The sequence below is a fragment of the Leucobacter alluvii genome (assembly GCF_039530485.1).
Taxonomy (GTDB): Bacteria; Actinomycetota; Actinomycetes; order Actinomycetales; family Microbacteriaceae; genus Leucobacter; species Leucobacter alluvii.
In genome coordinates this window covers 758,290-785,284 of the sequence record NZ_BAAAOP010000005.1, presented here as the reverse complement: position 1 = coordinate 785,284, position 26,995 = coordinate 758,290, and the positions used below count along the sequence as shown (strand labels likewise).

The following is a 26,995-nucleotide window of genomic DNA, read 5'->3' as shown; positions in this document are numbered from 1 at the left end:
GCTGGGCACGTGTCGAACACTCAGCCTACCCTCATGGTCATCGATGGCCACTCGCTTGCCTTCCGCGCGTTCTACGCGCTTCCGGTCGATAGCTTCCAGACCCAGTCCGGGCAGCACACCAACGCGATCCACGGCTTCATCGCCATGTTGATCAACCTCCTGGGCAACGAGCGACCGGATGCGCTCGCGGTGGCGTTCGACATCTCTCGGCACTCCTTCCGCACCGACGAGTATCCCGAGTACAAGGGGACCCGCGGCGAGACGCCGCCTGAGTTCAAGGGGCAGATCCCGCTGCTGCAGGATGCGCTGCACGCGATGGGTATTCGCACGATCGAGAAAGAGAACTACGAGGCCGACGACATTCTCGCGACGTTGGCGACGCGGGCGTCCGAGCACGGATATCGGGTGCTGGTGGTGAGCGGCGATCGCGACACGATTCAGCTGGTCGACGACCGTGTGACGCTCCTGTACCCGTCGAAGCAGGGTGTGAGCGAACTGACGCGCTACGACGCGGCGAAGGTCATGGAACGCTACGGGATCCGTCCCGAGCAGTACCCCGAGATCGCTGCGCTCGTCGGGGAGACGAGCGACAATCTGCCGGGCATCCCGAGAGTCGGTGAGAAGACGGCCGTGAAATGGATCAATCAGTTCGGCTCACTCGAAGAGATTCTGCGGCGCCAAGACGAGGTCGGCGGAAAAGTGGGGGAGAGCCTTCGCGAGCATGCGCATCTGGCTGAGCGCAATCGTCGCTTGAATCGTCTGGTGCGCGACGTCGAACTCAACGTCGAGCTCGATGAATTGAAGCGGGGCGAGATCGACATGGCCGCCGTGCAGGAGATCTTCGCGAAGCTCGAGTTCCGCACCCTGCTGCAACGCGTCGGCAAACTGGCCGGCGCCGCCGTGCCGGCTGGCGGCGCGACGTCCACGGTGTCGCCGTCGCTCGCTCCCGAACGGCCCGTACCGAAGAATCTCATCGACGAGGAACTCGCCGACTGGCTCGCGAAGCACGAGTCTCCCGCGGTCCTCATCCGAGAACTCGACGGCGGATTTGACGTCGGCATCGCTACCGCAGACTCATCGGTGCAGTTCGACTGGCAGCCGGCGGGGCGCGATTACGCGCTCTTCGAGCAATGGCTCGCGTCCGACGCCGCAAAGGTCTTCTACGATTCGAAGCAGCAGCTCGCCCTGGCGCGACGAGCGGGTCCGCGCATCGGCGGAATCGCCGGGGACGTGCTGCTTGCGACCTGGGTGCTTCGGCCGTCGGCTGCGGAGAAGAGCCTCGCCGACGCCGTGTTCCGGTATCTGGGGGAGCAGGTGCCGGAGGGCGACCCGAACCAGCTGGTGCCCGAGGAAGGAAGTGTCGCGGACACCGCGACACTCGCCTGGTACACGGTGCGCACGCACGCCGCAGCGGTGGAGCGTTTCGAGTCGCGCTCCGGGGAGATCTACCGCGAGATCGAGCTGCCGCTCGTCTCGGTGCTCGACGGCCTGGAGTACCGCGGCGTGCAGGTCGATGAGCCGCTGTTCGAGGCCCATCACGCAGAGCTCACGGAACGCGTCGCCCGTCTGCAGCAGGAGGCATTCGACGCCATCGGGCACGAAGTCAATCTGTCATCGCCGAAGCAGCTGCAAGAAGTGCTGTTCGACGAGCTCGACATGCCGAAGACGCGAAAGACGCAGCGCGGGTACACGACCGACGCGGCGGCTCTCGCTGAGTTGCAGGCCAAGCAGCCGCACCCCTTCCTGGACGCCCTGCTCGGGCATCGTGACGCGAACAAGCTGCGCCAGATGATCGAGACTCTCATCAAATCGGTGCAGCCGGACGGTCGTATTCACACCACCTTCGTGCAGACCGGATCGAGCACGGGTCGTCTCGCGTCGACGGACCCCAACCTGCAGAACATCCCGGTGCGCTCGGAAGAGGGGCGACGGATCCGCGAGGGGTTCATCCACAGCAGCGAGTTCGAGACCCTGATGACGGCCGATTACTCGCAGATCGAGATGCGCATCATGGCGCACCTCTCAGGCGACGCCGGTCTCATTCAGGCCTTCAACGCCGGCGAGGACCTCCATCGCTTCGTGGGCGCGCGCATCTTCGGCGTCGATCCTCAAGACGTGACCAGCGAGATGCGCTCGAAGGTCAAGGCGATGTCGTACGGATTGGCCTACGGACTCTCAGCGTTCGGACTCTCGAAGCAGCTGAACATCAGTTCGGCAGAGGCGAAACAGCTCATGACCGACTACTTCGAGCGCTTCGGCGGGGTGCGCGACTACCTCCGGTCGGTGGTCGATCAAGCGAAACGCGACATGTTCACCGAAACGATCTACGGCCGCCGTCGGCCGTTCCCCGATCTGGCGAGCCCCAACCGCGTCCTGCGCGAGAACGCCGAGCGCGCAGCCCTCAACGCACCCATCCAGGGCTCGGCCGCCGACATCATCAAGCGCGCGATGATCAGGGTCGAACTCCGGATGCGCGAGACGCAACTCGCTTCGCGCATGCTCCTGCAGATCCATGACGAACTCATGTTCGAAGTGGCCGCTGGGGAGTGGGATACGCTCGAAGCGATCGTGCGCGAAGAGATGGCCGGAGCTGCAGAGCTCTCGGTGCCGCTCGAGGTGCAGGTCGGTCACGGCGCGAATTGGAACGCCGCCGCGCACTGAGCAGGTGCGCGCCGAACCGGCAACGGCAGTCGCGGTTCCCAGCGGAACGACCCCTGAACCGCTGGGACGCGCCGGTGAATCACGCGATTGATCCCGGGCGCGCCCCGGGGTAGTATGAATTGTCACATCTGTGGCGACTCAACCATGTCCACGCGTGGGGGCACTTGCGAATCTGCGAGATTCGGCCAAGACCGGCGTGCTTCCGCCTCGATACCCTGTCCATTCTGGAGACCAATTACATGACGAACGCAACGACCGAACGCAAGCAGGTCGCAGTTAACGACATCGGCTCAGCCGAAGACTTCCTTGCAGCGGTCGAATCGACCCTGAAGTTCTTCAACGACGGCGACCTCATCGAGGGCACCGTCGTGAAGATCGACCGCGACGAGGTGCTCCTCGACGTCGGGTACAAGACCGAGGGCGTCATCCCCTCGCGCGAGCTGTCCATCAAGCACGACGTCGACCCCGGTGAGGTCGTCGAGGTCGGCGATTCCGTCGAGGCACTCGTGCTCCAGAAGGAGGACAAGGAAGGTCGCCTCATCCTGTCGAAGAAGCGTGCTCAGTACGAGCGCGCTTGGGGCGACGTGGAGAAGATCAAGGAGAACGAGGGCGTCGTCACCGGCACCGTCATCGAGGTCGTCAAGGGCGGCCTCATCGTCGACATCGGGCTCCGCGGCTTCCTCCCGGCCTCGCTCATCGAGCTGCGCCGTGTACGCGACCTGACCCCCTACCTGGGCCAGGAGATCGAGGCGAAGATCCTCGAACTCGACAAGAACCGCAACAACGTCGTGCTCTCGCGTCGTGCGCTGCTCGAAGAGACCCAGTCGGCCACGCGCTCGTCGTTCCTCGCCGAGCTCAAGCCGGGCCAGGTCCGCAAGGGCGTCATCTCGTCGATCGTCAACTTCGGCGCGTTCGTCGATCTCGGCGGCGTGGACGGCCTCGTGCACGTCTCGGAGCTCTCTTGGAAGCACATCGAGCACGCCTCCGACGTCGTCGAGGTCGGACAGGAAGTCACCGTCGAGGTGCTCTCCGTCGAGCTCGACCGCGAGCGCGTCTCGCTGTCGCTCAAGGCAACGCAGGAAGACCCGTGGCAGGTATTCGCACGCACCCACGCGATCGGTCAGATCGCCCCGGGCGTCGTCACGAAGCTCGTTCCCTTCGGCGCGTTCGTCCGCGTCGCCGATGGCATCGAGGGCCTCGTGCACATCTCCGAGCTCTCGGGTCAGCACGTCGAGCTCGCTGAGCAGGTCGTGCAGGCCGGCCAGGAGGTCTTCGTCAAGATCATCGACATCGATCTCGATCGTCGCCGCATCTCGCTCAGCCTCAAGCAGGCCAACGAGGGCGTCGACCCCGAGGGCACCGAGTTCGACCCCGCACTCTACGGCATGACCACGGAGTACGACGAGAACGGCGAGTACAAGTACCCCGAGGGCTTCGATCCTGAGACCCAGGAGTGGAAGGAAGGCTTCGAGTCGCAGCGCGAGAAGTGGGAGCAGGAGTACGCTGCCGCTCAGGAGCGTTGGGAAGCGCACAAGAAGCAGGTTGCTTCCATGCTCGCGGAGGCCGCTGCTGCGCCCGCTGCCGAGGCGCCTTCGTCGACGTTCTCGAGCGATGCGGCTTCGGCCGGCGCTCTCGCCGACGACGCTGCGCTGGCTGCACTGAAGGCTCAGCTCGAGGGCAACTAACCCTCATCGCACGCCAGAAGGCCCGGTCCCCGCTTCGGGGGCCGGGCCTTCTGGCGTCCGCGCCGCAGCTCGGGGAGGCGTGAGCATCCGCTCACACGCGCGAGCATCCGCTCACACGCGCGCGCGTCGCTCACGCAGCGCGCGCTGGAGCCTGCGCACGAGCGCGACGATGACGAACCCGAGTGCCACGAGAGCGACGACCGGGGCGACGACTGCGAGCACCGTGAGCACCACCGCACCGATGTCTTCGAACGTGCTGGCGACGGCCGCGCCTGCCCCAGCCGTCACCACGTTCACGACCGGGCGCGCGATGGCTTTGAGCGCATGGGGGATCAGCGCAACGCAGGCCCCGACGACGACGGGCCAGACGTCGGCGGAGGCGATGAATGCCGCGGGATCCGACACCGCGACGGTATCGCTGCCGCTCCCGGCGGCGAAGACCATTCCTCCGGAAGCCGGGCGGATGATGGTGTGGAGCACGTCATTGATCGAATCGAGAGCCGGAACCTTGTCGACGAGCATCTCGATCACGAGCAGGACGCCGAGGATGCCCAAAGACCATTCGTTCTCGATCCAGCTCCAGCCGGTCGGAAGGCTCACCCACTCCGTGAACCTGGAGAGCAGGCCTAAGCCCAGCAGCGGAACGTACGCGTTGAGGCCCGCCGACGCCGCGAGCACGACCCCGGTGATGATTTCGAGCATGGTTCCCTCCCGTGAGCCAGCCTACGTCGCCGGCGGATAAGCTGACAGCATGCGATTGATCGGGTTGACGGGCGGGATCGCCGCAGGGAAATCGACGATCGGACGGCGGCTCGCCCAGCACGGCGCGATTCGCATCGATGCCGACGATCTCGCTCGTGACGCCGTTGCCCCCGGGTCGCCGGGTCTCGCGCGCGTCGTGCAACGATTCGGCTCGGGGGTGCTGCGTGCCGATGCAACGCTGGACCGCGCTGCGCTCGGAGCCCGCGTGTTCGGCGATGCGGCCGCCTTGGGTGAGCTCAATGCGATCGTCCATCCCGAAGTGCGGCGACTCTTCCGCGAGCGCGTCGAACGCGCGCGCGCGGAGGACCCCGACGCGATCGTCGTGTACGAGGTGCCGCTCCTCGTCGAGACGGCGGCGCGCGACGAACCGTGGGACCACATCGTCGTCGCTGAAGCCGATGCCGACACCCGCATCGCGCGCATGATGAGCTTGCGCGGCATGAGCGAGGATGCGGCGCGCCAGCGCATATCGCGGCAGGCGAGCGACGAGGAACGCCGGGCCGTGGCCGACGCGGTGATCGATACCTCTGGGACTGAGGCCGAAACGCTCGAGCAAGCAGACCGGCTGTGGCACCAGCTGCTCAGCCTCGGCTGAACTCCGACACCCAGTCGAGCTGCAGCTGCGCGACGAACGCGATCGTCGCGAAGCAGACGAGGATGACCACCCAGCTCCACGCGTAGCAGCGCCCGAGCACGCGCTGCGCGTTCGGCGATACCGGTATGTCTCCGACCGCGTACGGGCGGAACAGCGTGATCCAGAACAGCGGGATGGTCGCGGTCCAGACGACCATGCACCAGGGGCACAGCGTTCCGAGCATGAACACGCTCTGCACGACGAGCCAGCTGACGAGCGCGAACCCGCCCAGCAAGCCGATCTGATACGTCACCCAGAACCAGGGCGCGAATCGAGCGCCCGCCAGGAGAGCCACGCCGACGGCGATCGGTGCGACGAAGGCTGCGACACCGATGATCGTGTTGCTGAAGCCGAGGAGCGCACCTTGCCAGGACGCCATGTTCGGCCCGCACGTGACCAGGATGCTCACCGAGCAGTTCGGAACGTAATCCGGGTTCTGCAGCGTCTTGATGTACTCCGTGAGGAGCTCGAACGATGCGAACCATCCGATGGCTCCGGCGACGATCGTGAAGATTGCGAAGGCGACGGAGCGCGACGGGGCGCGGAGCTCTGAACTCATGGCGCGATCCTACTGCGCCCAGCTGCGAGTTCTTTCCTCAGGCCCCTTGCGGACACCGTCGTGACATAATGGTGTCGGTGAGAGGCGCCGCACGGCGAATCTCACGCACAGTCTTTTGAAGGTCGAAGGCCTTCACCGGTCGATGAACGACCGAGCGCGAGCGAACCCGCTCGCGGAGAACAGGATTCGCGGGTCATACCGCACGATGAGCAACCTCTGGGGAATGCGCATTCTCCCGGGGCAGAGGAGACACCAGGAATGGTGAAGAACACAGCAACCGAACAGCACGACAACCCGGGCGAAGAGCCCTCGCAGGAGCAGGAGCTTCCGGCGACCGTGGAGGCGCACGCAGGCTCCACCGAGGCAGCGGAGGCGGAGCGGCCGCTCGCCGAGTCGCCGCCCCTGATCCTGCCGTTCGCAGAGATGACGCCTGAGGAGCGGTTCAGGGCGACGACCAGGTTGCTCTTCCTCGCACCGGACGTGCCGCCGATCGCCCCCCGCCCCAGGCGCGCGGAGTTCCGGCCGACCGAACTGCGTCAGCTCGACGACCTGCTGGACGAGCGCTTCTCACGCGATGAGGCGGGGGACGAGAGGGAAGCAGGCTCGTCCCAGCGGCGCAATCGTCGGCGCACGTCGAGCGATGCCCCGGCGGCGCCGGAAGAGGACGCGCCGCGCCGCCAGCCTCGGCAGGCGCCGGTCATCACCGAGCCGCAGAAGGTCAAGGGCTCGACCCGCCTCGAAGCGAAGAAGCAGCGGCGGCGCGACGGGCGCGACGCCGGTCGACGCCGCGTGGTCATCACCGAGTCCGAGTTCCTCGCGCGGCGTGAATCGGTCGATCGCGAGATGATCGTTCGCACGACCTCCGATCGCGTGCAGATCGGCGTGCTCGAAGACAAGGTGCTCGTTGAGCACTACGTCGCGCGATCCAGCGAGAACTCCCTCATCGGCAACGTGTATCTCGGCCGGGTGCAGAACGTGCTTCCGAGTATGGAAGCGGCCTTCGTCGACATCGGCCGTGGCCGCAACGCGGTGCTCTACTCGGGCGAGGTCGACTGGTCCGAGTTCGAGGGCGGAAACACGGCCCGGCGAATCGAGAACGCGTTGAAGCCCGGCGATCAGGTGCTCGTGCAGGTCACGAAGGATCCAGTGGGGCACAAGGGCGCGAGGCTCACGAGCCAGATCTCCCTTCCAGGCCGGTTCCTCGTGTACGTGCCCGGTGGAGCCATGAACGGAATCTCCCGGAAGCTTCCGGATACCGAGCGTGCTCGACTCAAGAAGATTCTCAAAGCGGTGCTGCCCGACGGTGCTGGCGTGATCGTGCGCACCGCGGCGGAGGGCGCGAGCGAGGACCAGCTCACGCATGACGTGCAGCGGCTCACCCGTCAGTGGGAGTCGATTCAGAAGCGCGTCGAGAAGGGCGGCGGCCCGGTGCTGCTGCACTCCGAGCCGGACATGCTCATCAAGATCGTGCGCGATGTCTTCAACGAAGACTTCCACCGGCTGACGATCTCGGGCGCCGAGACGTACGCGACGATCGAGAACTACCTCTCGCAGGTCGCCCCGGATCTGCTCGAGCGCGTCGAGCAGTACCAGGCAGAGCGCGACATCTTCGACGAGTACCGTGTCACGGAGCAGATCGCGAAGGCGCTCGACCGGAAGGTCTGGCTTCCGTCCGGCGGATCACTCGTGATCGACCGCACCGAGGCGATGACGGTCGTCGACGTGAACACCGGAAAGTTCGTCGGCTCCGGCGGCAACCTCGAAGAGACCGTGACCAAGAACAACCTCGAGGCCGCCGAGGAGATCGTGCGCCAGCTGCGACTGCGCGACATCGGCGGCATCATCGTCGTCGACTTCATCGACATGGTGCTCGAGTCGAATCGCGATCTCGTGCTCCGTCGCATGGTGGAGTGCCTCAGCCGTGATCGGACGAAGCATCAGGTCGCCGAGGTCACCTCGCTCGGGCTCGTGCAGATGACCCGCAAGAAACTCGGCCTCGGGCTGCTCGAGTCGTTCAGCGAGCCCTGCGACGTCTGCGCCGGCCGCGGTGTCATCGTGCATCACGAGCCGGTGAGCAAGCACCGGAGCGAGGCGCCTGCGCGCGGATCGAAGCGCGGCCGAGGGCAGCAGCAGCACCCGCAGCCACAGCAGCAGCATCAGCAGGCCGAGGCGAAGTCGCACACGCACGCCATCACCGATGGCGCGAAGAACATGCTGGCTCAGGTCGCCGCCTCGACGCTGCAGGCGGCGAAGGAGTCGGAGCACGAGGATCTCGCGCGAGCCCTGCAGGGTGCAGCGCAGACCGGCGCGCCCGCGCGCGATGATCGATCGCCAGAGGATCGACCGCAGGGGGCCCGGTCGCACGGTCCGGAGACGCCACGGGCCACGGGTCGGGCTCAGCTGGGCTCTGACCGGGCGCCGCGCTCGACGGAAGCGCGCAGGGATCGAGCGGAGCCGGTCGCCGACGCACTGCTCGACTCGGTGCTCGAAGCCCTTCCGGCGGCGCCGGCTGCCGGCAACGGACGCGCGCGCAATCGCCGAGTGTCAACGGCGCAGCTGCGCGGCGGCGTCGATGCTGGTCGCACCGAGGGAACCTCAGATGCCGGTGCGGAGACTCCGGAGGCGGCGCCAGTCGATCCGAAGCAGGCCGCCCAGATGGCCCTCGCCGAGGCGCTCGACGCGACGGCGAAGCGCAAGGATTCGGGTCGCTCATGACACGCGGGGGCGCCTATTTGACCAAAATCGGTGCTTCGAGATAATATTGACCGTTGGTGCCACTCCTCGGGGTGGCAAACACAAGCTTCGATCGCGGCGGCGCTGCGGTTCGACACGCAAGGCGATCCTCGAGAAAAGGGTATGAAGTGGTTTACGCAGTAGTGCGCACAAGCGGACGTCAGGAAAAGGTCGAGGTCGGCTCGATCATCACCGTCAACCGTGTTTCGGGCGACTCCACGGGCAAGCTTCAGCTTCCCGCGGTGCTCCTCGTCGACGGCGACCAGGTGACGACCGACGCGGCCGAGCTGGCCAAGGTCACGGTAACCGCAGAGGTGCTCAACGACCTCCGCGGCCCGAAGATCGTGATTCAGCGATACAAGAACAAGACCGGTTACAAGAGCCGCCAGGGGCACCGTCAGGATCTGACGCGCCTCAAGGTCACCGGCATCAAGTAATCGCTTCGACTACGATTCAAGGAGTAGAGACTCATGGCACATAAGAAGGGCGCCAGCTCCACCCGCAACGGCCGCGACTCGAACGCGCAGCGCCTCGGCGTCAAGCGTTTCGGCGGCCAGCAGGTGAACGCCGGCGAGATCATCGTCCGTCAGCGCGGAACTCACTTCCACCCCGGCGCCAACGTCGGCCGTGGCGGAGACGACACGCTGTTCGCCCTCGCGGCGGGCGCAGTCGAGTTCGGTGCGAAGGGCGGCCGCAAGGTCGTCAACATCGTGGCCGCAGCCTAACTTCAGGCATTCAACGGCGAGGCGGGCTTCGGCTCGCCTTTTGCCGTATCTAGGGGCAGGAAAACAGTAATGGTCACCTTTGTCGATCAGGTGCAAGTGCACGTCCAGTCAGGTCGCGGTGGAAACGGCTGCGTGTCGATCCGCCGCGAGAAGTTCAAGCCGCTCGCGGGTCCAGATGGTGGAGCCGGCGGGCATGGCGGAGACGTCGTGCTGGTCGCCGATCCTCAGGTGACCACCCTGCTCGACTACCATCGGCGACCGCACCGCACCGCCGAGAACGGCGGGTACGGCGCGGGCGACTATCGAGCCGGCACCAATGGCGCCGACCTTGTGCTCCCGGTGCCGGTCGGCACCGTGGTGAAAGACGAGGCGGGGGAGACCCTCATCGACCTCACCGAGCCCGGCACGCGGTTCATCGCGGCGAAGGGCGGTGTCGGCGGTCTGGGCAACCTCGCGCTCTCCAGCACGAAGCGCAAGGCCCCCGGGTTCGCGCTGCTGGGGACCGAAGGCTGGTCGGGCACGCTCACCCTCGAGCTCAAGACGATCGCCGACGTCGCCCTGGTCGGCTATCCGTCGGCCGGCAAGTCGAGCCTGATCGCCGCTATGAGTGCTGCGAAGCCGAAGATCGCCGATTACCCGTTCACGACGCTGCACCCGAATCTCGGTGTCGTGCAGGTCGCCGATCACCGCTTCACGGTAGCCGACGTGCCGGGTCTCATCGAGGGAGCGAGCGAGGGGAAGGGCCTCGGGCTCGACTTCCTGCGTCACGTCGAGCGGTGCAGTGCGCTGCTGCACGTGCTCGATTGCGCGACGTTGGAGCCGGGGCGCGATCCGCTCTCCGATCTCGAGGTCATCAAGAACGAGCTCGCCGCATACCCCGTGCCCGAGGGTCAGACCCCGTTGCTCGATCGGCCGCAGCTCATCGCACTCAACAAGATCGACGTGCCAGAGGGGCGCGAGCTCGCCGAGTTCGTGCGACCGGAGCTCGAGGCGCAAGGCTACCGGGTCTTCCAGATCTCCACCGTGTCGCACGAAGGGCTTCGTGAGCTCGGCTTCGCGCTCGCCGAGCTCGTCGAGACCGAGCGGCAGCGGCGCATCGACGAAGCACCCGTGCAGGAACGCATCGTCCTGCAGCCGAAGGCCGTCGACGACGGCGGGTTCCGCGTCGTGCCCGAGGGTGGCAGCTACGGAACGATCTACCGCATTCTGGGCGCGAAGCCGGAGCGCTGGGTGGCCCAGACCGACTTCAAGAACGACGAGGCCGTGGGATATCTGGCTGACCGGTTGCAGAAGATCGGCATCGAAGACGCGCTGGTGAAGGCCGGGGCGGTCGCTGGGTCCACTGTGGTGATCGGCCCCGGATCGGGAGTCGTCTTCGACTGGGAGCCCACGATGACGAGCGCCGCAGAGGTGCAGATGGGCGCTCGCGGCACCGACCTCCGCGTCGACCAGAACGGACGGCGCACCAACCAGGAGCGTCGCGTCGACTACCACGGCCTCATGGATGCGAAGGCCGAAGCGCGCGCAGAGCTGGAGCGCGAGCGGAAAGCGGGGCTCTGGGAGGATCAGGCGTGACGCACGGCGACGAATTGCTCTCGGCCCGCAGAGTCGTCGTGAAAGTCGGCTCGTCCTCGGTGAGCGGGGCGAACGCCGCTCAGATCCCCGAACTCGTCGCCTCGCTGGCACGCCTGCACGCAGCGGGCGCGCAGGTGATCCTCGTATCCAGTGGCGCGATCGCGACGGGAGTGCCGTTTCTGCGCCTCGAGGAGCGCCCTGACGACCTCGCAACCCAGCAGGCGGCTGCGGCCGTCGGGCAGAACATTCTGGTCAACCGGTACCAGCGGGCCCTGACGACGCACGAGATCATCGCCGGGCAGGTGCTGCTCACGGCGCAGGACATCGAGAATCCCACGCACCGCGACAACGCTCGACGAGCCATCGAACGGTTGCTGCAGCTCGGCATTCTGCCGATCATCAACGAGAACGACACCGTCGCGACGCATGAGATCCGTTTCGGCGACAACGATCGTCTCGCCGCGCTCGTCGCACGCCTCGTGGACGCCGACCGGCTCGTGCTGCTCTCCGACGTCGATGCGCTCTACACGGCGCCCCCGATGATGGCCGGCGCTCAGCGCATCGCAGCGGTGGCCTATGGCGACCCGTTGGAGGGGATCGAGATCGGCGAGAGCCAGTCGGGTTGGGGCACTGGCGGAGCCGCGACGAAAGTGCAGGCGGCCCGTTTGGCGGCCGACGCCGGCGCCACCGTCCTCCTCACTGAGACACGGCTGTTGGCCGCGGTGCTCGACGGGGCGGATCACGGAACTCGCTTCGCCGCTCGACCCTGAGCCGTCTCGCCTGAGCTGGCTCGCCTGAGCTCGCTCGCCTCAGCGCTGCTCAGCCCTGAGCGGCGCGATAAGCTGTGTGCCATGTCTGCTGCCGATGCCTTCGTCGAACGGCTCGAGCGCGCCCGTAGCGGCGCTCGAACGCTCGCCGCTGCGACCACTGATTCGAAGAACGCTGCGCTCGAGGCGATCGCGGTCGGGCTCGAGAACGCAGTTCCCGAGATCGTCGCCGCGAATGCTCAGGATCTCGCCAGGGGCGAGGAGAACGGCATCGGCGCCGGCCTGCTCGACCGTCTGCGGCTCGACGAGGCACGAGTGCGTGCGCTGGCCGCCGCGGTTCGAGAACTCATCTCACTGCCGGACCCCGTCGGGCAGGTGGTGCGCGGCAGCACGCTGGCGAACGGAATCGCGATCAGCCAGGTGCGGGTGCCGTTCGGCGTGATCGGTGCGATCTACGAGGCCCGCCCCAACGTGACGATCGACATCGCCGCCCTGGCCGTGAAGAGCGGAAACGGCGTCGTGCTCCGCGGCGGCAGCGCCGCGGAGCACACGAATGCCGAGCTCGTGGCCTTGATCCAGAGCGCTGTGACGAGCGCGGGGCTGGACGGCCGAGCCGTGCAGACCATCGACCCGTTCGGCCGCGAGGGCGCCGGGAAGCTGATGCGCGCGCGAGGCTACGTCGACGTGCTCATTCCGCGCGGGAGCGCAGCACTCATCTCGACCGTGGTGAACGAATCGACCGTCCCCGTGATCGAGACCGGATCCGGCGTCGTGCACGTCTTCGTGGACGAGACCGCCGACGACGACATGGCGGTCGAGATCGCGCTCAACGCGAAGACGCACCGGCCGAGCGTCTGCAACGCGGCGGAGACGCTCCTCGTGCACCGCGGCGCAGCCGACCGTCTGCTCGAGCGGCTCTCAGAGTCACTGCTCGCCGCGAATGTGACACTGTACGGCGATACGGCGGTCACGCAGCGCGTGCCGGGCGTCTCGCCGGCGAGCGACGAGACCTGGGGCACGGAGCACTTGGCGCTCGAGATGGGCATCAAGGTGGTCGATTCGCTGGACGAGGCGCTGCTGCACATCCAGCGCTACTCGACTCGTCATACGGAGGCGATCGTCACACGCGACTACGCGAATGCCGAGCGGTTCCTGTCAGAGGTCGATTCCGCCGTCGTCATGGTCAACGCTTCGACGCGTTTCACGGACGGTGGCGAGTTCGGCTTCGGCGCCGAGGTGGGCATCTCGACGCAGAAGCTGCACGCGCGCGGACCCATGGGCCTTCCGGAGCTCACCAGCACGAAATGGCTGGTGCGCGGCGCTGGCCAGATCCGCTGACGCCACCCGCTAGACTGGTTCGGTACCACCCACCGTAACGAATGCAGGGGACCACCAATGTCACTTCTTGCCACGATCGCAGCTGCCGCCGAAGAGGGGCACCACATCGTCAATGAGCTGCCGTTCCCGGCTGTCGTCTTCGGCGTCATCGTCTTCGCTGCGTTCGTCGCGATCGCGGCCGTCACCTTCTCGTTCCGCGATGTCGCCAACCGTCACGCGGCGAAGGCAGAGGCGTACGCTCGCGAGCACGGCTCGGCATCGCACCACTAGAAGAGCGCACCGACCGTGCCACACACACGTCGGATCGGGGTGATGGGCGGCACGTTCGATCCCATTCATCACGGTCACCTCGTGGCTGCCAGTGAGGTAGCTCAGAGCTTCGACCTCGACGAAGTGCTCTTCGTGCCGACGGGCCAGCCCTGGCAGAAGCAGAACGTCTCAGCGAGCGAGCACCGGTACTTGATGACCGTGATCGCGACGGCGTCGAATCCGCGATTCACCGTCAGCCGGGTCGATGTGGATCGCGCGGGACCGACCTACACGGTCGATACCCTGAGAGATCTGCACGAGCAGCATCCCGATGCCGAACTGTTCTTCATCTCGGGCGCGGACGCCGTCGAGCAGATCCTCGGCTGGAAGGATGTCGATCACCTCTGGGATTACGCTCATTTCATCGCCGTCTCGCGCCCCGGTCACGACCTCTCGCTTTCGGGATTATCGGAGGAACACGTAAGCTTGTTGGAAGTTCCCGCGCTGGCGATCTCGTCGACGGACTGCCGGGCACGAGTCGCCCGAGGTTATCCGGTGTGGTACCTCGTCCCTGACGGTGTGGTGCAGTACATTGCGAAGCACGGGCTATACACCGAGGAAGCGACAGAGTGATGAGCGAGCAGGACGAACAACGACCGCTGACCCGGCGTGAGCGGCGCATGCGCGACCTTGAGGAGACCGGCGCCATGGATCTCTCCGAGATCGGCGCCGGGAGCAGCGACGCTCCGAGCCCTCCGGTGAGTGCTGCGCGACCGGCCGCGGGAGCGGACATCGAGATCTCACCCTTCCATCCGGATGGGACCCCTCGGAGCCGACGCGAGATGCGTCAGTTGCGCGAGGAGGCGCTCGCGGCCCTCGGTCACCCCGTCGGTGAGGATGCGTCTGGCGCCGAAGCGCCGACTGCTGGTGAGGACGATCCGTCTGCTGGCGGGGCTCCGGTTGCTGGAGAGGTTCCGACTGCAGAAGACGCAGCTGTTACTGCACCCGTTGCTGATGACGCTCTCGTCGCGGATGATGCCCCCGTCGCCGATGAAGTCCCGGTCGCGGATGATGCCCCCGTCGTCGAGCAAGCCGTCGTCGTGGACGAGGCTCAGATCGTCGACCAGGCAGCGGAATCGGACGAGCCAGCTGTGATCGCCTCCGTGGTGGAAGACGAGAGCGTGGTCGAGCCTGCCGACGAGAGCGGCGCTGCAAGCGAATCGGGCGACCCCGAGGTCGTCGTGGCGGAACCGGCAGCTGGAGAGCCCGACTTCGACACACTGATGTCGCCACCGACGGAGCCCTTCACGGTGGAAGAGCTGCGCGAGGCGGAGTCGGCGGAGAAGATCGACGCCGAGGAAGCGGCGACGGAGGGCCAGTCCTCCGATGCTGGCGCGCCCGTGGTTGACGCGGCAGCGGTCGCTGGTGCGTCGGACGCCCCGGTCGACGCCCCGGCTGCTGAGGACTCGGCCGATGCGGCTCCCGCTAAGTCGAAGCGGCGGTTCCCGTGGCAGCGCTCGAAGCAGGCTAGTCAGCCCGCCGAGGACCCGGATCAGAAGGCCACCGAGGGGGCGGAGGAGACGGAGTCCGACACCGCCGCTGCGCGCGAAGCAGAAGCGGCTGACGAGAGCGTTGACCAGCCGACGAGTGAGCGCCCGGAGGACGCGCCGTCGGCCTCGGCCTCCGATGCCGAGCCCGTTGTGGCTGAGATCATCGCCGAAGAGGAGCCGGCGGCAGAGGCCGAGCCCGAGACGACGGTTCTCGATGCCGCGCGCCCGACGCCTCCCGCTGAAGTCCCAGAAGATCTTCCTTCGGCGTCGCCGCAGACGGTCGCGTTTCCGGCGCAGCAGAGCGATGAGGCGCCGCTCGCCGGCGCCGCAAGTGCGAGCGCTGCCGCGACGGACGGGGCCGACCGCAGTAACGTCGCGAATCCGCAGGAGCGTGAGAGCTATTCGTTCCCCGACATCGCCCCTCCGGAGGAGTGGCGCTCGGTGTTCGATGACCCGTCTGGGCGGAAGTTCCAGAACGAGTCGGAGCAGAATCCCGAGAGCGGAGACTTCGACGATCTGATCTCACGTGCAGTCGCCCAGGAGGGGTCGACTGGCGGGACGGGGTCGTCCGCGCTGATCCTGCCGACGATGCCGGAAGACACGGGTGGGTTGACTGGGCCGCTCGGTGCGACTGGCGATCTCTACGTCACCGGTTCTCTGAAGCTCCCGAAGTCACTGGGCGAAACCGGTGGGCATTCGGCGCTGCACGATTCGATCGAGATGGACCCGATCACCGGCGACCAGGTGCCGCCCCGCGACGAGGCGAACGAGGGGCCGGCCCCGGTGTCTGCGCGTCACGCTGTGAGCGCTCGGGTCGATTCCAGTATTCCGGTCGTGGCGAAGCCGACTCGGGAGAAGAGCAAACTGCCGCTCGTGCTCTCACTGACGGGCGGAGGGCTGCTCATCGTGGTGGTCGGACTGGGCGCCTGGGGCGCGAGCAACGGATTCTTCGGTTGACCGACCGAAGCTCGAACATGTTGAACGAAGGACACGAACTGAACGCTGCAACTGAGACACGAGATGTGCGATCCGACCTGAAGCTCGCCGTAGTGGCGGCCGACGAGAAGGGAGCCACGGCGCAGGTCGCTCTCGAAGTGACGGAGCAGTTCGGCCTCGCCGACGTGTTCCTCATCGTGACCGGCTCCGTCGAGCGCAACGTGCAGGCCATCTCCGACGGGATCGAGGAGGCGCTGAACGGAGCAGGCGTGCGCACGGTTCGCCGTGAGGGCCGTGAGAGCGGCCGGTGGATCCTGCTCGACTTCGGCGACCTGATCGTGCATGTCTTCCACCAGGAGGAGCGCGACTTCTACCAGCTCGAAAAGCTCTGGCAGGACTGCCCCACGATCGATACGACGGAGTTCATTCCTGAGGTTCCGCAGGGGCACGCCGACAGTTGAGAATGACGCGCCCGAGATCCCTCGATTTGGCTCTCACGTGTCCGGGTGATGTACAGTAGAGGAGTTGTCGGGCGAGCATTCGCTCGACTTCCCTGGGTCTATGGCGCAGCTGGTAGCGCACCTGCATGGCATGCAGGGGGTCAGGGGTTCGAGTCCCCTTAGATCCACCACAAGAGAGAACGGCCCCGCTTCGGCGGGGCCGTTCTGCTGTCGGTGCGGGCAACTACAGTGGGTGCTGTGCGCTCGGCGAGCCGCGCACCGAGGAGACCGCATGCATACGCCCGTTCCCGAATACCTGCAGGAAGTACTCGACGGCCTGAGCGGGCATGTCGACGGGGCGGTGGCCGATTACATCCCCGAACTCGCAGCGGCTGATCCGGATCGCTTCGGCATTGCGCTGATGACGACGAGCGGTCGAGTCCACGCCGCCGGGGACGCGGATGCGGAGTTCTCCATCCAGTCCGTATCAAAGCCGTTCATCTACGCTGCAGCGATCATGGATCGCGGCCTGCCGCGGGTACTGCGCTCGGTGGGTGTCGAGCCCTCGGGAGAGGCGTTCGACGAACTCTCCCTCGAGCAGGGGTCGCATCGGCCCCGGAACCCGATGATCAACGCCGGTGCGATCACCGCCCACCAGCTTCTGGTCGGCGAGGGTGCCACGAGCGCGCAGCGCACGGACCGTGCGCGGGCGTTCCTCTCCGTCCTGGCCGATCGCGAATTGCGCATCGACGAGGCGGTCATGCAGTCCGAGCTCGAAACGGCCGACCGCAACCTGGCACTCGCGCACCTGCTCCGCAACTACGGCATCTTCTCGACGTGCGCCCATGAAGCCGTGGCGGGATACACGGCGCAGTGCTCCATCATGGTGACGGCGCGCGATCTCGCCGTGATGGGCGCGTGTCTCGCGAATGACGGCGTGCAGCCGCACACCGGCAACCGGGTGGTGCCCAGTGATGTCGCGCGCCAGACGCTCTCGGTGATGGCGGCGGCGGGAATGTACGACGCTGCTGGCACGTGGTTCTCGGAGGTCGGGATTCCGGCGAAGAGCGGGGTCTCGGGAGGCATGCTCGGCGTGTTGCCCGGACAGCTCGGCATCGGGCTCTTCTCTCCACGCCTGGACGAGCACGGGAACAGTGCGCGAGGAGTGGAGGCCTTTCGCCGGCTTTCCTCGGACATGAACCTGCATCTCATGACAGCCGGCCCGGTCGGGTCAGCCCCGATCCGCACGATCGAACGGAGCGATGACCGCATCACCGTGGTGCTGCAGGGAGCCATCCAATTCGCAGGGGCTGAGGCCGTGCTCGATCGCCTGCAGTCGATCGAACCGGGCTCGACGCTCGTCCTGTTCGATGTGAGCCGGGTCGATCGGTTTCTCGACGTCGGCCGTCGGATGACGCTCGAAGGCATGCGTCGGCTGCGTCTCGACGGACACCGTGTTGCACTCCACGATCCCGACGGGCTCCTGCCCGAACCGGATATGGGCGATGGGCACGTCCCCGAGTCGTGGCCGGTTCCGACGCCCCATCGGTCATAGGCCGGCAGCCGACCCTGAGGCGGTCGCCGGGGCCGGGGAGCGCCGCGCGGGCCGGCGTCGTCGCCCCGCACCGTGCACGAGCAGGCCGTGCGTCGGACTGAACAGGTAGGCGAGGGCGAACGCGCTGCCCTGGACGAGGATCACCAGGCCTCCGGAGGCGGCATCCATCCAGTAGCTCAGCAGGATGCCCGTCACGGAGCAGACGGCCGACAGTACCGGCGCGATGATCAGCATCCGGTGGAACCGGTTGGTCAGCAAATACGCGGTCGCTCCCGGAATGATGAGCATCGCGACGACGAGGATCACGCCGACCACCTGGAGCGCGACCACGGAGGTCAGCGCGAGCAGTCCGAGCAGGAGCGCTCCGAGGAAGCGCGGGCTGAGCCCGATGGCGTGGGCATGCGTCGGATCGAAGGCGTACAGGGTCAGGTCGCGGCGCTTCACCATGAGCACGGCGAATGCGATGGCGGCGAGGGCGGCGATCTGCAGGAGGTCGGCGTCGGACACGCCGAGGATGTTCCCGAAGACGATGTGAGTGAGATCGGTCTGACTCGGGGTCACGGAGATGAGCACGAGGCCGAGAGCGAACAGGGTGGTGAACACGATGCCGATCGCGGCGTCCTCTTTCACACGGCTCGTATCGCGAATCGCTCCGATGAGTGCGACGGCGAGGAATCCGAAGATGAGGGCTCCGAGAGCGAACGGCGCGCCGACCAGGTAGGCGAGGACGACGCCCGGCAGAACGGCGTGCGATACCGCGTCGCCCATGAGCGACCAGCCGGTGAGCACGAGCCAGCACGAGAGGAGCGCGCAGACGACCGCGGCGATCGTGGTCGTCATGATGGCGCGCACCATGAACTCGTACTGCAGCGGTTCGAGGATGAAATCGATCGGGGTCACAGTGTCTCTCCCGTCTCTCTCGCGTCACGAGCGTCCAGCCCGAAGGCGTGCGCCAAGCGCTCCGGCATCAGAGCCTCCTCGACGGAACCGTGGAACAGCACGCGTCGCAGCAGCAGGGCTGCCTCGTCGGCGAGGTCGGGCAGGGCGTGGAGGTCGTGCGTCGAGACGAGTACGGTGCGGCCGGCGGCTGCGAGCTCGCGGAGGAGGCGCACGATCATCCCCTCACTGCGCTGATCCACGCCGGCGAACGGTTCGTCGAGGAGGAGCAATTCGGAATCCTGCGCGATGCATCTCGCGACGAACGCTCGCTTCTTCTGGCCTCCGGAAAGCGCCCCGATCTGGCGATCGCCGAGTTCGGCCAGCTCCACGCGCGCGAGCGCCTGCTCGACGGCAGCGCGGTCCGCGGCGCGCGGGCGACGGGTCACCCCGAGCCTGCCGTAGCGCCCCATCATCACGACGTCGCGAACGGAGATGGGGAACGCCCAGTCGACGTCTTCGCTCTGCGGCACGTATGCGACGCGACCGCTGGACCGTGCGGCGGCGGGAGCCATGCCGTCGATGAGGACGCTGCCGAGCTCTGGGCGGACCGCGCCCATGATGGACTTGAAGAGCGTGGATTTCCCAGAGCCGTTCATCCCGATCAGCCCGGTCACGCGGCCCGCCGCGACTTCCAGCGAAGCGTCGTCGAGCGCCACGACATCGCCGTAGCGCACGGTCACATGCTCTACCGAGATGGACGTCTTCATGACGCTTCCTCCGATTTCCCGCCGAGCGCGGAGACGATCACGTCGGTGTCGTGCGCGAGCAAGTCGAGGTAGGTCGGGACCGGTCCGTCGGGGGCGGAGAGCGAGTCGACGTAGAGCGTGCCTCCGAAGGCGGCCCCAGAGGACTCTGCGACCTGCCGCATCGGGCGATCCGATACCGTGGACTCGCAGAACACTGCGGGAACCTGGTGCTCGCGGACGAACTCGATCGTGTCGGCGATCTGTCGAGGCGTCGCCTGCTGCTCAGCATTCACCGGCCAGATGTACCGCTCGGTGAGTCCCGCATCGCGCGCCAGATATGAGAACGCCCCTTCGCAGGTGACGAGCGCGCGATGCGACTCGGGAAGCGCGTCGACGGCCTCGGTGAGCCGGTCATCGACCGCCTGGAGCTCGGACCGGTAGGCTGCGCCCTGCGCCGCGAAGTCTTCGGCGTGCTCGGGGTCGAGCTCGCTGAAGGCGGCCACCATGCGATCGACGTAGATCTGCGCATTGCGCGGACTCATCCACGCGTGCGGATTCGGTTTCCCTGCGTACGTGTCGCCGGCGATGTCGATGGGATCGATGCCCTCGGATACCACGACGTGCGGTGCGTCGGCCTGCTCGACGAAGCGCTTGAACCAGGCCTCGAGACCGAGTCCGTTGTCGAGAATGAGGTCGGCCTCCGATGCCTTGGCGATGTCGAGCGGGGTGGGCTCATAGCCGTGGATCTCGGCGCCGATCTTGGTGATGGAGCGCACCTCCACGTGTTCGCCTCCCACGTTGCGGGCGATGTCGGCGAGCACGGTGAAGGTCGTGAGCACGACCGGTCGTTCTCCCGCGGCATCCGTGCTCGAGGGGTCGGCAGCCGCCGTCGCGCATCCCGTCGCGAGGAGCACGACGCCGACCAGTGAGCAGATTGCCCGAGCGCTTCGTCGTCTTGGTCTCGGATGCACGTACCGCCACCTCTCGCGTAGTCGAATCTGAAAGTTCGGCATGGCGAACTTTGATGCGATGCTAGCGGAATTCGACGTGTTTCGCGAGGCTCCCTCCCGCTCCGGCGGGGGCGGCGGCGGGGTCGCGGATGCCGGCCGCTCGCTCCCGCGTCAGCGCATCCGGGCGCGTACACTGATCCGGGTGACCCTTCGTTCCCGACTTCCCGATCTCGGCCTGGTCGCACTCGGCGGTGCTCTCGGCTCGATCGCGCGGGTCGGCGTCTCGACGGCCATCGGCCCGGTCGACGCCACGGGCGGTTTTCCGCTCGCGACGCTCGTCGTGAACCTCTTCGGATCGTTCGCGCTCGGCGCGCTGATCGCGGGCACGACGGCGCGGGACGAGGTGCGTTGGCGGCGGCTGCGCCTGCTGCTCGGCACGGGTCTGCTCGGCGGCTTCACGACGTACAGTCTGCTCGCCGCAGACCTCGCGGCCTCGCTCCTGGACGAGCGATTCGGAATGGCGATGGGATACGCCTTCGCCACGGTGACCGGCGGTGCGATTGCGAGCGGGCTGGGAGTACTGCTCGGGCAACGGATCGCGAGGGCGCATACACGCCCCGTCGCATCGGAGGCGACCCGGTGAGCGACCTGTGGTCGGCCCTGAGCATCGCAGCCGGGGGCGGTGCCGGAGCCGTCATCCGCTATCTGGTGGACAGCGCTTTCCCTGCCGACCGCCGCGCGAGGTTCCCCTGGGGAATCCTGACGGTGAATCTCACTGGATCGTTCGCAATCGGGGTGGTGACCGGTCTCGCGCTGGAGCATCCGGCGGCAATGGTTGTCTCGGTCGGATTCCTCGGGGGCTATACGACATTCAGTACCGCGAGCGTCGATACCGTGCAGCTCCTCGTGCGTCGTCGCTACGGCGCCGCGATCGCGAACGGCATCGGCGCGCTCGGAGCGGCGACGGGGCTCGCGATCTGCGGTGTGCTGCTCGGGGCGGCGCTCGCGTGACGCACGGGGTTGGTCGGGGCAGGAGGATCGGAGCCCGCTCGCTGCCTCGCCCGGCGGTGGTCAGCGTACGCGCTGTGCGCTGAATCGCATGTCGGGATGCGCGTATGCCTCTTGGGCCTCGACGAGCTGCAGCTCGCGGGAACCAGCAGCGAACGTGCGCTCGAGCAACGCGAAGACACTCGCCGTCGTGCGCTCGAGCGCGTCGGCGCCATCGCTCGAGCGGCCGAAGTGGGCGGTGAAGAGCGCTGCGGTGACGTCTCCCGAGCCGTTGACCTTGAACGGGATGCGCGGCGTCTCGATGAGCCACGCGCCGGCATCGGTTACCGCGAGCATCTCGATCGCATCATCGGGCCGATCGGGGCGGTCGACGCTCGTCACCAGCACGGTGCTCGGGCCGGCGGCCCGAACGAGATCCACGGCGGCGAGCGTCGAATCCAACGTATCGGGGGAGGTGCCTGTGAGGAACCCGAGCTCGAACTGGTTCGGCGTGATGAGGTCTGCGCGCGGAACGACGCGGTCGCGGATGAGGTTCTGCACCTCGGGCGAGACGTGGCATCCCGATCGCGCATTGCCGAGCACCGGATCGCAGGCGTAGATCGCGTCGGGATTCGCCTCCTTGACGCGAGCTACCGCGTCGAGGATCGCGTCGCCGATGCTGTCGCCGCCCTGATAGCCGGACAGTACGGCGTCGACGTCGGAGAGCCCGCCCCGCTCTCCGATGCCGACGACGATTTCGCGGACGTCGTCTCCGGACATCATCGGGCCGCGCCACGATCCGTATCCCGTGTGATTCGAGAACATGACCGTGTATATCGGCATGACATCGACGCCGATGCGCTGCAGCGGGAACACTGCTGCGGAGTTCCCCACATGGCCGTACGAAACCGAGGACTGGATCGAGAGGATGCGCATGGCTTCGATCTTGCCAGTGGTCCGAGCAATGGACCAGTCTGCAAGGCCCGGGGCGGACCAGTTCGCTGTGCCCGATCAAGCCGGGCGCAGCGAAGGCTCGCGCCCGCTCAGAGCTCCGTCGTGCCCGACCGGCCCGGGCCTTCGCTTCCGGTGATCTTGGCAGCGGCGATCTTCACGGCTGCGGCGACTTTTCCGCCCGGTACACCCCAGTACTGGGCCGACTCGCCGGTCACCCGGAGCAGCCCGAGGTTCGGGTCGTCGAGCCCGCCGTCGAAGTACGCGTCCACCTCGCCGTCCCAGAGCTCACGCGCCTTCGCCTCATCGGTCACGAATTCGGCGAGTCCTGAGACGGAGAGCCAGCTGCCCGTCTCAGCGAAGGCGAGGTTCACCTGAGGGTTCGCGCGAATCGCATCGGCCTGGTCTCCCTGGAGGCCGATGAAGAACCACACGTCGCCCGCATCGGTCACCTCCTGCGGAGTCATCGGGTGCGAAACGATTTTCCCGTCCGGGGTCGCCGTCGACAGCATGACGAAGCGCTCCTCGCGCATCACGTCGATCACGGTCTCCGGGGTCAGTTCGCGCGGTGTGCTCATGTCAGCCTCCAGTCGGTGGTGCGGGTCGTCGAAAGACGATTGGCGCCAGTCTTCCGCTGCCGCGGACCGAGCGGCAAGCCCGTTGACAGCGCGTCAGATGCCTCGCTCCGGTGTCAGCGTTCCGAGCGGATCGAGTGCCCGCTTGATCGCCACCTGCACGCTCAGCGCGACCGTATCGAGCTGCCATCCGAGCTCGTGCCGTTTGACCGAGCCGATGCCGTGCTCGCCGGATATGGTGCCGCCGAGCGCGAGTGCGAGCCGCGTGATGTCGTCGATGACCGCGTCGGCTTCGCGAATGCCGACGGGTGTGTCGGCAGACTCGACGGTGCTGTGGAGATTGCCGTCGCCGGCGTGCGCGACCGTCGACACCCGCTTGCCGTGCTTCGCGGATATCTCGGCGATGCCGTGGAATACCTCCGCCAGGGCGGCGACGGGAACGCCGACATCGCAGGAGATCTTGAGTCCGCGCGCATTCAGCGCTGGATTCGAGAGGCGACGGGCCTCGAGCAGCGCGTCGGTTTCGGAGATCTCGGTATCGTCGGCCCCGACGTCCCGGCAGATGGCGGTGATGGCCTCCGCCTGCTCCTGGGCGTCCCACCCGACGGTCTGCCCGACGAGCATGGCGCCCGCCGGCACCGTGAGGCCACTGGGGTGGAACGACTCGATGATCTCGACGCTGAGGGCGTCCATCAACTCGAGCACCTCGGGGCGCGCCGCGCTGTTCACGATCGCGGTCACCGCCCGCCCGGCGTCCTCGAGCGTCCCGAAACTCGCGCGGAAGGTGCGGGGAGAGCCGGGCGGAACGGGCTTCAGCCTGACGGTCGCCTCGGTGATGACGCCGAGCGTTCCCTCTGACCCGACGAACAGCCGCGTCAGGTCGTATCCCACGACGTTCTTGCGGGTGCGCGCGCCGGACCGCATGACCCGGCCGTCTGCGAGCACGACTTCGAGCGCCGCGACCGCATCGCTCGTGACGCCGTGCGACACGCAGCGCAGGCCGCCGGCGTTCGTAGCGATATTTCCGCCCACCGTACTGATCCGCGCGCTCGCGGGGTCGGGTGGGAAGAACAGCCCGTGGTCACGAGCTGCGGCGTCGAGGTCGGCCGTCACGACCCCCGGCTGCACGGTTGCGAGCCGATTCGGCACGTCGATGTCGATAATGGTGCGCATCCGCTCGAGCGAGACGACGAGGCCGTCGGCGTAGGCCATCGCGCCCCCCGCGAGGCCGGTCCCGGCGCCGCGCACACTCACCTTCACGCCTGCACGGTTCGCCCAGCCGAGTGCCGCCGCCACGTCAGCCGTCGATTCGGCGAGCACTACGGCGAGCGGTGCGCCCTCGGCCACCGCGCGCGACGTATCGACGGCGTACGGAGCGATCAACTCCCGGTCGCGGACGAGACGCGGCCCCAGCAGGGTGTGCAGCTCGTCGAGGTCGAAGTGCGGTTCGGGGTGGGATTCGGACACGTGCGCCTCCTTGCGGTCGAACTCAAGCGTAGTCCCGCATGGCGCAGGCGCTCCACGCTCCTCGCTGCAACGGGCTCGTGAGAGGATGAACGGCATGACGGGAGCGAACGGGGCCGGACGCTACGCTCCGAGTCCTTCGGGGGATCTGCACATCGGGAACCTGCGCACCGCGCTGCTCGCCTGGTGCTTCGCCCGAGCGAGCGGGCGGAGATTTCTCATGCGCGTGGAGGATCTGGATCGCGCCAGAGACGCCGGCGCGGCCGCACGGCAGCTGGACGACCTGTCCCGGATCGGCCTCGACTGGGACGGGGAGGCGGTGCTCCAGTCGGAGTTGGGTCGCGGGCACGACGCCGCGATCGACCGGCTCGCCGAGGCGGGCCTCGTGTACGAGTGCACGTGCACCCGCGCCGACATTCTCGCGGCCCCGAGTGCGCCGCACGCCCCGCCCGGCGCGTATCCCGGCACCTGCCGGGACCGCAGCGAGGCTGAGCGGGCTCGAGAGCGCGAGCGCATCGCGCCGCGTCGGCCCGCCCTGAGGCTGCGCGTGCCGACCGGAGTGGCTGCCCCGGAGTTCGACGATCGGATTCGGGGCCGCGTTGTCGGAGAGATCGATGACTTCGTGCTGCGTCGCGGCGACGGGACGGTCGCCTACAACCTCGCCGTGGTGGTGGACGATGCCGCGATGGGCATCGACCAGGTGGTGCGCGGAGACGATCTCGTGACATCGACGCCGAGGCACATCGTGCTGCAGCGTCTGCTCGGGCTCCCGTCACCGCCCGATGTCGAGTTCGCGCACGTGCCGCTCGTGCTCGGGTCGTCGGGTGCCAGATTGGCCAAGCGCGACGGCGCCGTCACTCTCGCCGACCTGCGGAGTGCCGGCGCGAGCGCCGAGGAGGTGCTCGCGGTGCTCGCGCAGTCGCTCGATCTCGCTGCGCCTGGCGAACGCGTGCATCCGCAGCTGCTCGTCGAGCGGTTCGATCCCGGCGCCCTGCCGCGCTCGGCCTGGGTGTGGCCCGGCCTGGAGAACGCCGCTACTTCTTGAGCGCTTTGATGATGCGAGCGAGCGCTCGGCCGGCGACCCAGAGGAACGGGGTGCCGACGGCGAGCAGAGCGATGATGTTCGGCTCGAATCGGGTGGTGCCTTCGCGGGTGATGTAGGAGCCGACGGGAATGGAGAACCCGCCGCCGCCACCGCCTGATCCTTCTCCCTGGGCGACGCCCTCACCGGCACCGGCGCCTTCCCCGGCTCCGAAGCCGTAGGCCGTGTACGCCACCGGGATCAGTGTCGAACCGTCGACCTCGACGGGATCGCCGTACGCGGAGTGCACGCCGACCTCGACCAGGGTATCTGCGATCTGCTTCGTCAGGTGAGTCATGCGCCCCACACTACTCGCTCGCGCTAGTCTTCGGCAGCCCCGTGTCTCGACGGGCGCAGTGCCGCTGCAATGGGCCGTTTCGCTTCGATGTGGTCGCCCGATGACACGTGCTTGATCCGCCTGATCACCCACGGGACGAAGTGCTCGCGAGCCCAGACGACGTCCTCGCGACGTGCGGCCCGCCAGCTCCGCTCGGGGAGATCCGGCACCTCGAGCGGAGCGAGATCGTGAGGCACGCTGAGCGCCGCGAGCGCCGCCCGGGCGATGGTGTGGTGCCCGAGCGCGTTCAGGTGCAGTCGATCGCCGGCCCAGTAGCGGCTGTCGTGCAGTTCGTCGAGCGCCCACTGGTCGACGACGATGCAATCATGGCGTTGCGCGACCTTCCGCACGTTCTCGTTGAAGATGGCCACCTTGCCCCGGATCGAGCGGAAGACGGGCTGGAACGCGGTATCCACTCCGGTGAAGAGCATGATGGTCGCGCCGCCGACGCTCAGCCGCTCGACGATGCGCTCCAGCTTCGCTGCGACCTCGTCTGGATCCGTCCCAGGACGGATCACATCGTTGCCGCCGGCGCAGATGCTGATGAGGTCTGGGCGGAGATCGAGGGCGGCGTCCACCTGCGTGTCGGCGATCTGCTGGATCAGCTTGCCGCGCACGGCGAGGTTCGCGTACGCGAAGTCCTCATCGAAGAGGCTCAGCACCTCCGCGACGCGATCGGCCCACCCGCGGAGCCCGCCCGGGCTGTCAGGATCGGGATCTCCCACGCCCTCGGTGAACGAGTCACCGAGGGCCACGAAACGCGACCACGGAAGTTCGACTCGGGTCTGCGGAGCGCCGTCATCCTGTGCCATTGCTTACCTCTGAGTGTCTGGGGCGGTGGGGGGAGCCGCTCGCG

General features: G+C 67.3%; 27 protein-coding genes and 1 tRNA gene. 18 read left to right on the top strand and 10 right to left on the bottom strand.

Translation table 11 applies throughout. The annotated features are described in order from the left end of the window. The first annotated feature begins 33 nt into the window (after positions 1–33). Positions 34–2,661, top strand: a complete 2,628-nt coding sequence (gene polA, locus ABFX18_RS08190) for a DNA polymerase I (RefSeq protein WP_346058023.1) — start codon at positions 34–36, stop codon at positions 2,659–2,661. Positions 2,662–2,900: 239 nt separating this feature from the next. After that, the gene (gene rpsA / locus ABFX18_RS08185) at positions 2,901–4,346 is read left to right on the top strand and encodes a 30S ribosomal protein S1 (protein ID WP_090149227.1); all 1,446 of its coding nucleotides are present in this window, start codon (positions 2,901–2,903) and stop codon (positions 4,344–4,346) included. A 111-nt stretch (positions 4,347–4,457) separates the two neighbouring features. On the opposite strand, the gene ABFX18_RS08180 is transcribed toward rpsA, so the two are convergent. After that, positions 4,458–5,048, bottom strand: a complete 591-nt coding sequence (locus ABFX18_RS08180; protein WP_346057967.1) for a DUF4126 domain-containing protein — start codon at positions 5,046–5,048, stop codon at positions 4,458–4,460. Between the two features lie 49 nt (positions 5,049–5,097). Here ABFX18_RS08180 and coaE point away from each other — a divergent pair, with 49 nt between their 5' ends. Further along, a complete protein-coding gene (coaE, locus tag ABFX18_RS08175; RefSeq protein ID WP_346057966.1) occupies positions 5,098–5,703 on the top strand; it encodes a dephospho-CoA kinase in 606 nt (201 codons plus the stop codon). Here coaE and ABFX18_RS08170 read toward each other — a convergent pair. Beyond that, positions 5,690–6,301 carry a vitamin K epoxide reductase family protein gene (locus ABFX18_RS08170; protein ID WP_200328717.1) on the bottom strand — a complete coding sequence of 204 codons (612 nt, stop codon included), beginning with the start codon at positions 6,299–6,301 and terminating at the stop codon, positions 5,690–5,692. The genes coaE and ABFX18_RS08170 overlap by 14 nt on opposite strands. Before the next feature lie 258 nt (positions 6,302–6,559). On the opposite strand from ABFX18_RS08170, the gene ABFX18_RS08165 reads away from it, so the two are divergent. The 12 genes from ABFX18_RS08165 to ABFX18_RS08110 all read left to right on the top strand — a co-directional run bounded on the left by ABFX18_RS08165 (position 6,560) and on the right by ABFX18_RS08110 (position 18,169). Continuing rightward, a complete protein-coding gene (locus ABFX18_RS08165) occupies positions 6,560–9,016 on the top strand; it encodes an Rne/Rng family ribonuclease (RefSeq protein WP_346057965.1) in 2,457 nt (818 codons plus the stop codon). 146 nt (positions 9,017–9,162) lie between these two features. After that, complete coding sequence (gene rplU / locus ABFX18_RS08160) at positions 9,163–9,471, top strand: 50S ribosomal protein L21 (RefSeq protein ID WP_090149206.1); 309 nt, start codon at positions 9,163–9,165, stop codon at positions 9,469–9,471. A gap of 33 nt (positions 9,472–9,504) precedes the next feature. Further along, complete coding sequence (gene rpmA / locus ABFX18_RS08155) at positions 9,505–9,759, top strand: 50S ribosomal protein L27 (RefSeq protein ID WP_010157307.1); 255 nt, start codon at positions 9,505–9,507, stop codon at positions 9,757–9,759. A gap of 69 nt (positions 9,760–9,828) precedes the next feature. After that, positions 9,829–11,334, top strand: a complete 1,506-nt coding sequence (gene obgE, locus ABFX18_RS08150) for a GTPase ObgE (RefSeq protein ID WP_200328721.1) — start codon at positions 9,829–9,831, stop codon at positions 11,332–11,334. Next, on the top strand, positions 11,331–12,104 hold the full coding sequence (gene proB / locus ABFX18_RS08145) for a glutamate 5-kinase (protein ID WP_090149197.1): 774 nt from the start codon (positions 11,331–11,333) through the stop codon (positions 12,102–12,104). Before obgE ends, proB begins: the two co-directional genes overlap by 4 nt. Before the next feature lie 81 nt (positions 12,105–12,185). Beyond that, positions 12,186–13,439, top strand: a complete 1,254-nt coding sequence (locus tag ABFX18_RS08140; protein ID WP_346057964.1) for a glutamate-5-semialdehyde dehydrogenase — start codon at positions 12,186–12,188, stop codon at positions 13,437–13,439. A 57-nt stretch (positions 13,440–13,496) separates the two neighbouring features. Continuing rightward, positions 13,497–13,709 (top strand): hypothetical protein, encoded by a 213-nt coding sequence (locus tag ABFX18_RS08135; protein WP_211648485.1) that lies wholly within the window; start codon positions 13,497–13,499, stop codon positions 13,707–13,709. Between the two features lie 15 nt (positions 13,710–13,724). Beyond that, complete coding sequence (nadD, locus tag ABFX18_RS08130; protein WP_346057963.1) at positions 13,725–14,321, top strand: nicotinate-nucleotide adenylyltransferase; 597 nt, start codon at positions 13,725–13,727, stop codon at positions 14,319–14,321. Beyond that, complete coding sequence (locus ABFX18_RS08125; protein WP_346057962.1) at positions 14,321–16,195, top strand: hypothetical protein; 1,875 nt, start codon at positions 14,321–14,323, stop codon at positions 16,193–16,195. Before nadD ends, ABFX18_RS08125 begins: the two co-directional genes overlap by 1 nt. A gap of 65 nt (positions 16,196–16,260) precedes the next feature. Further along, entirely contained in the window at positions 16,261–16,635 is a 375-nt protein-coding gene (gene rsfS / locus ABFX18_RS08120; RefSeq protein WP_428833645.1) for a ribosome silencing factor, read from the top strand. Positions 16,636–16,729: 94 nt separating this feature from the next. Then, positions 16,730–16,805: transfer RNA gene (locus ABFX18_RS08115), tRNA-Ala, on the top strand. A 101-nt stretch (positions 16,806–16,906) separates the two neighbouring features. Next, positions 16,907–18,169 (top strand): glutaminase, encoded by a 1,263-nt coding sequence (locus tag ABFX18_RS08110; protein WP_346057960.1) that lies wholly within the window; start codon positions 16,907–16,909, stop codon positions 18,167–18,169. Here ABFX18_RS08110 and ABFX18_RS08105 read toward each other — a convergent pair. The 3 genes from ABFX18_RS08105 to ABFX18_RS08095 are packed head-to-tail and all read right to left on the bottom strand — an operon-like array spanning position 18,164 to position 20,807. Beyond that, positions 18,164–19,060: a metal ABC transporter permease gene (locus ABFX18_RS08105; protein WP_428833651.1), complete on the bottom strand. Its 897-nt coding sequence runs from the start codon at positions 19,058–19,060 to the stop codon at positions 18,164–18,166. The genes ABFX18_RS08110 and ABFX18_RS08105 overlap by 6 nt on opposite strands. 5 nt (positions 19,061–19,065) lie before the next feature. Next, positions 19,066–19,815 (bottom strand): metal ABC transporter ATP-binding protein, encoded by a 750-nt coding sequence (locus tag ABFX18_RS08100; protein WP_346057958.1) that lies wholly within the window; start codon positions 19,813–19,815, stop codon positions 19,066–19,068. After that, positions 19,812–20,807, bottom strand: a complete 996-nt coding sequence (locus tag ABFX18_RS08095; protein ID WP_428833644.1) for a metal ABC transporter substrate-binding protein — start codon at positions 20,805–20,807, stop codon at positions 19,812–19,814. Before ABFX18_RS08095 ends, ABFX18_RS08100 begins: the two co-directional genes overlap by 4 nt. A gap of 139 nt (positions 20,808–20,946) precedes the next feature. Between ABFX18_RS08095 and ABFX18_RS08090 the strand changes: the two genes are divergently transcribed. Together ABFX18_RS08090 and crcB are read left to right on the top strand one after the other, a co-directional pair. Beyond that, positions 20,947–21,387 carry a fluoride efflux transporter FluC gene (locus ABFX18_RS08090; RefSeq protein WP_346057956.1) on the top strand — a complete coding sequence of 147 codons (441 nt, stop codon included), beginning with the start codon at positions 20,947–20,949 and terminating at the stop codon, positions 21,385–21,387. Beyond that, positions 21,384–21,755 carry a fluoride efflux transporter CrcB gene (gene crcB, locus ABFX18_RS08085; RefSeq protein WP_346057955.1) on the top strand — a complete coding sequence of 124 codons (372 nt, stop codon included), beginning with the start codon at positions 21,384–21,386 and terminating at the stop codon, positions 21,753–21,755. The genes ABFX18_RS08090 and crcB overlap by 4 nt, the downstream gene beginning before the upstream one ends. A 60-nt stretch (positions 21,756–21,815) precedes the next feature. Here the strand turns inward: crcB and pdxY are convergent, their stop codons facing one another. The 3 genes from pdxY to ABFX18_RS08070 all read right to left on the bottom strand — a co-directional run bounded on the left by pdxY (position 21,816) and on the right by ABFX18_RS08070 (position 24,724). Beyond that, positions 21,816–22,667: a pyridoxal kinase PdxY gene (gene pdxY, locus ABFX18_RS08080; protein WP_346057954.1), complete on the bottom strand. Its 852-nt coding sequence runs from the start codon at positions 22,665–22,667 to the stop codon at positions 21,816–21,818. A gap of 107 nt (positions 22,668–22,774) precedes the next feature. After that, complete coding sequence (locus tag ABFX18_RS08075) at positions 22,775–23,260, bottom strand: pyridoxamine 5'-phosphate oxidase family protein (protein ID WP_090149146.1); 486 nt, start codon at positions 23,258–23,260, stop codon at positions 22,775–22,777. Positions 23,261–23,353: 93 nt separating this feature from the next. Then, the gene (locus tag ABFX18_RS08070; RefSeq protein ID WP_346057953.1) at positions 23,354–24,724 is read right to left on the bottom strand and encodes an FAD-binding oxidoreductase; all 1,371 of its coding nucleotides are present in this window, start codon (positions 24,722–24,724) and stop codon (positions 23,354–23,356) included. 94 nt (positions 24,725–24,818) lie between these two features. Between ABFX18_RS08070 and gluQRS the strand changes: the two genes are divergently transcribed. Continuing rightward, entirely contained in the window at positions 24,819–25,766 is a 948-nt protein-coding gene (gene gluQRS / locus ABFX18_RS08065; RefSeq protein ID WP_346057952.1) for a tRNA glutamyl-Q(34) synthetase GluQRS, read from the top strand. Here the strand turns inward: gluQRS and ABFX18_RS08060 are convergent. Together ABFX18_RS08060 and ABFX18_RS08055 are read right to left on the bottom strand one after the other, a co-directional pair. Next, entirely contained in the window at positions 25,756–26,100 is a 345-nt protein-coding gene (locus tag ABFX18_RS08060) for a spore germination protein GerW family protein (protein ID WP_090149140.1), read from the bottom strand. The two genes, gluQRS and ABFX18_RS08060, sit on opposite strands and share 11 nt — an antisense overlap. 23 nt (positions 26,101–26,123) lie before the next feature. Next, positions 26,124–26,951, bottom strand: coding sequence for an SGNH/GDSL hydrolase family protein (locus tag ABFX18_RS08055; protein ID WP_090149137.1), 828 nt, complete (start codon positions 26,949–26,951; stop codon positions 26,124–26,126). Positions 26,952–26,995: the final 44 nt, after the last annotated feature.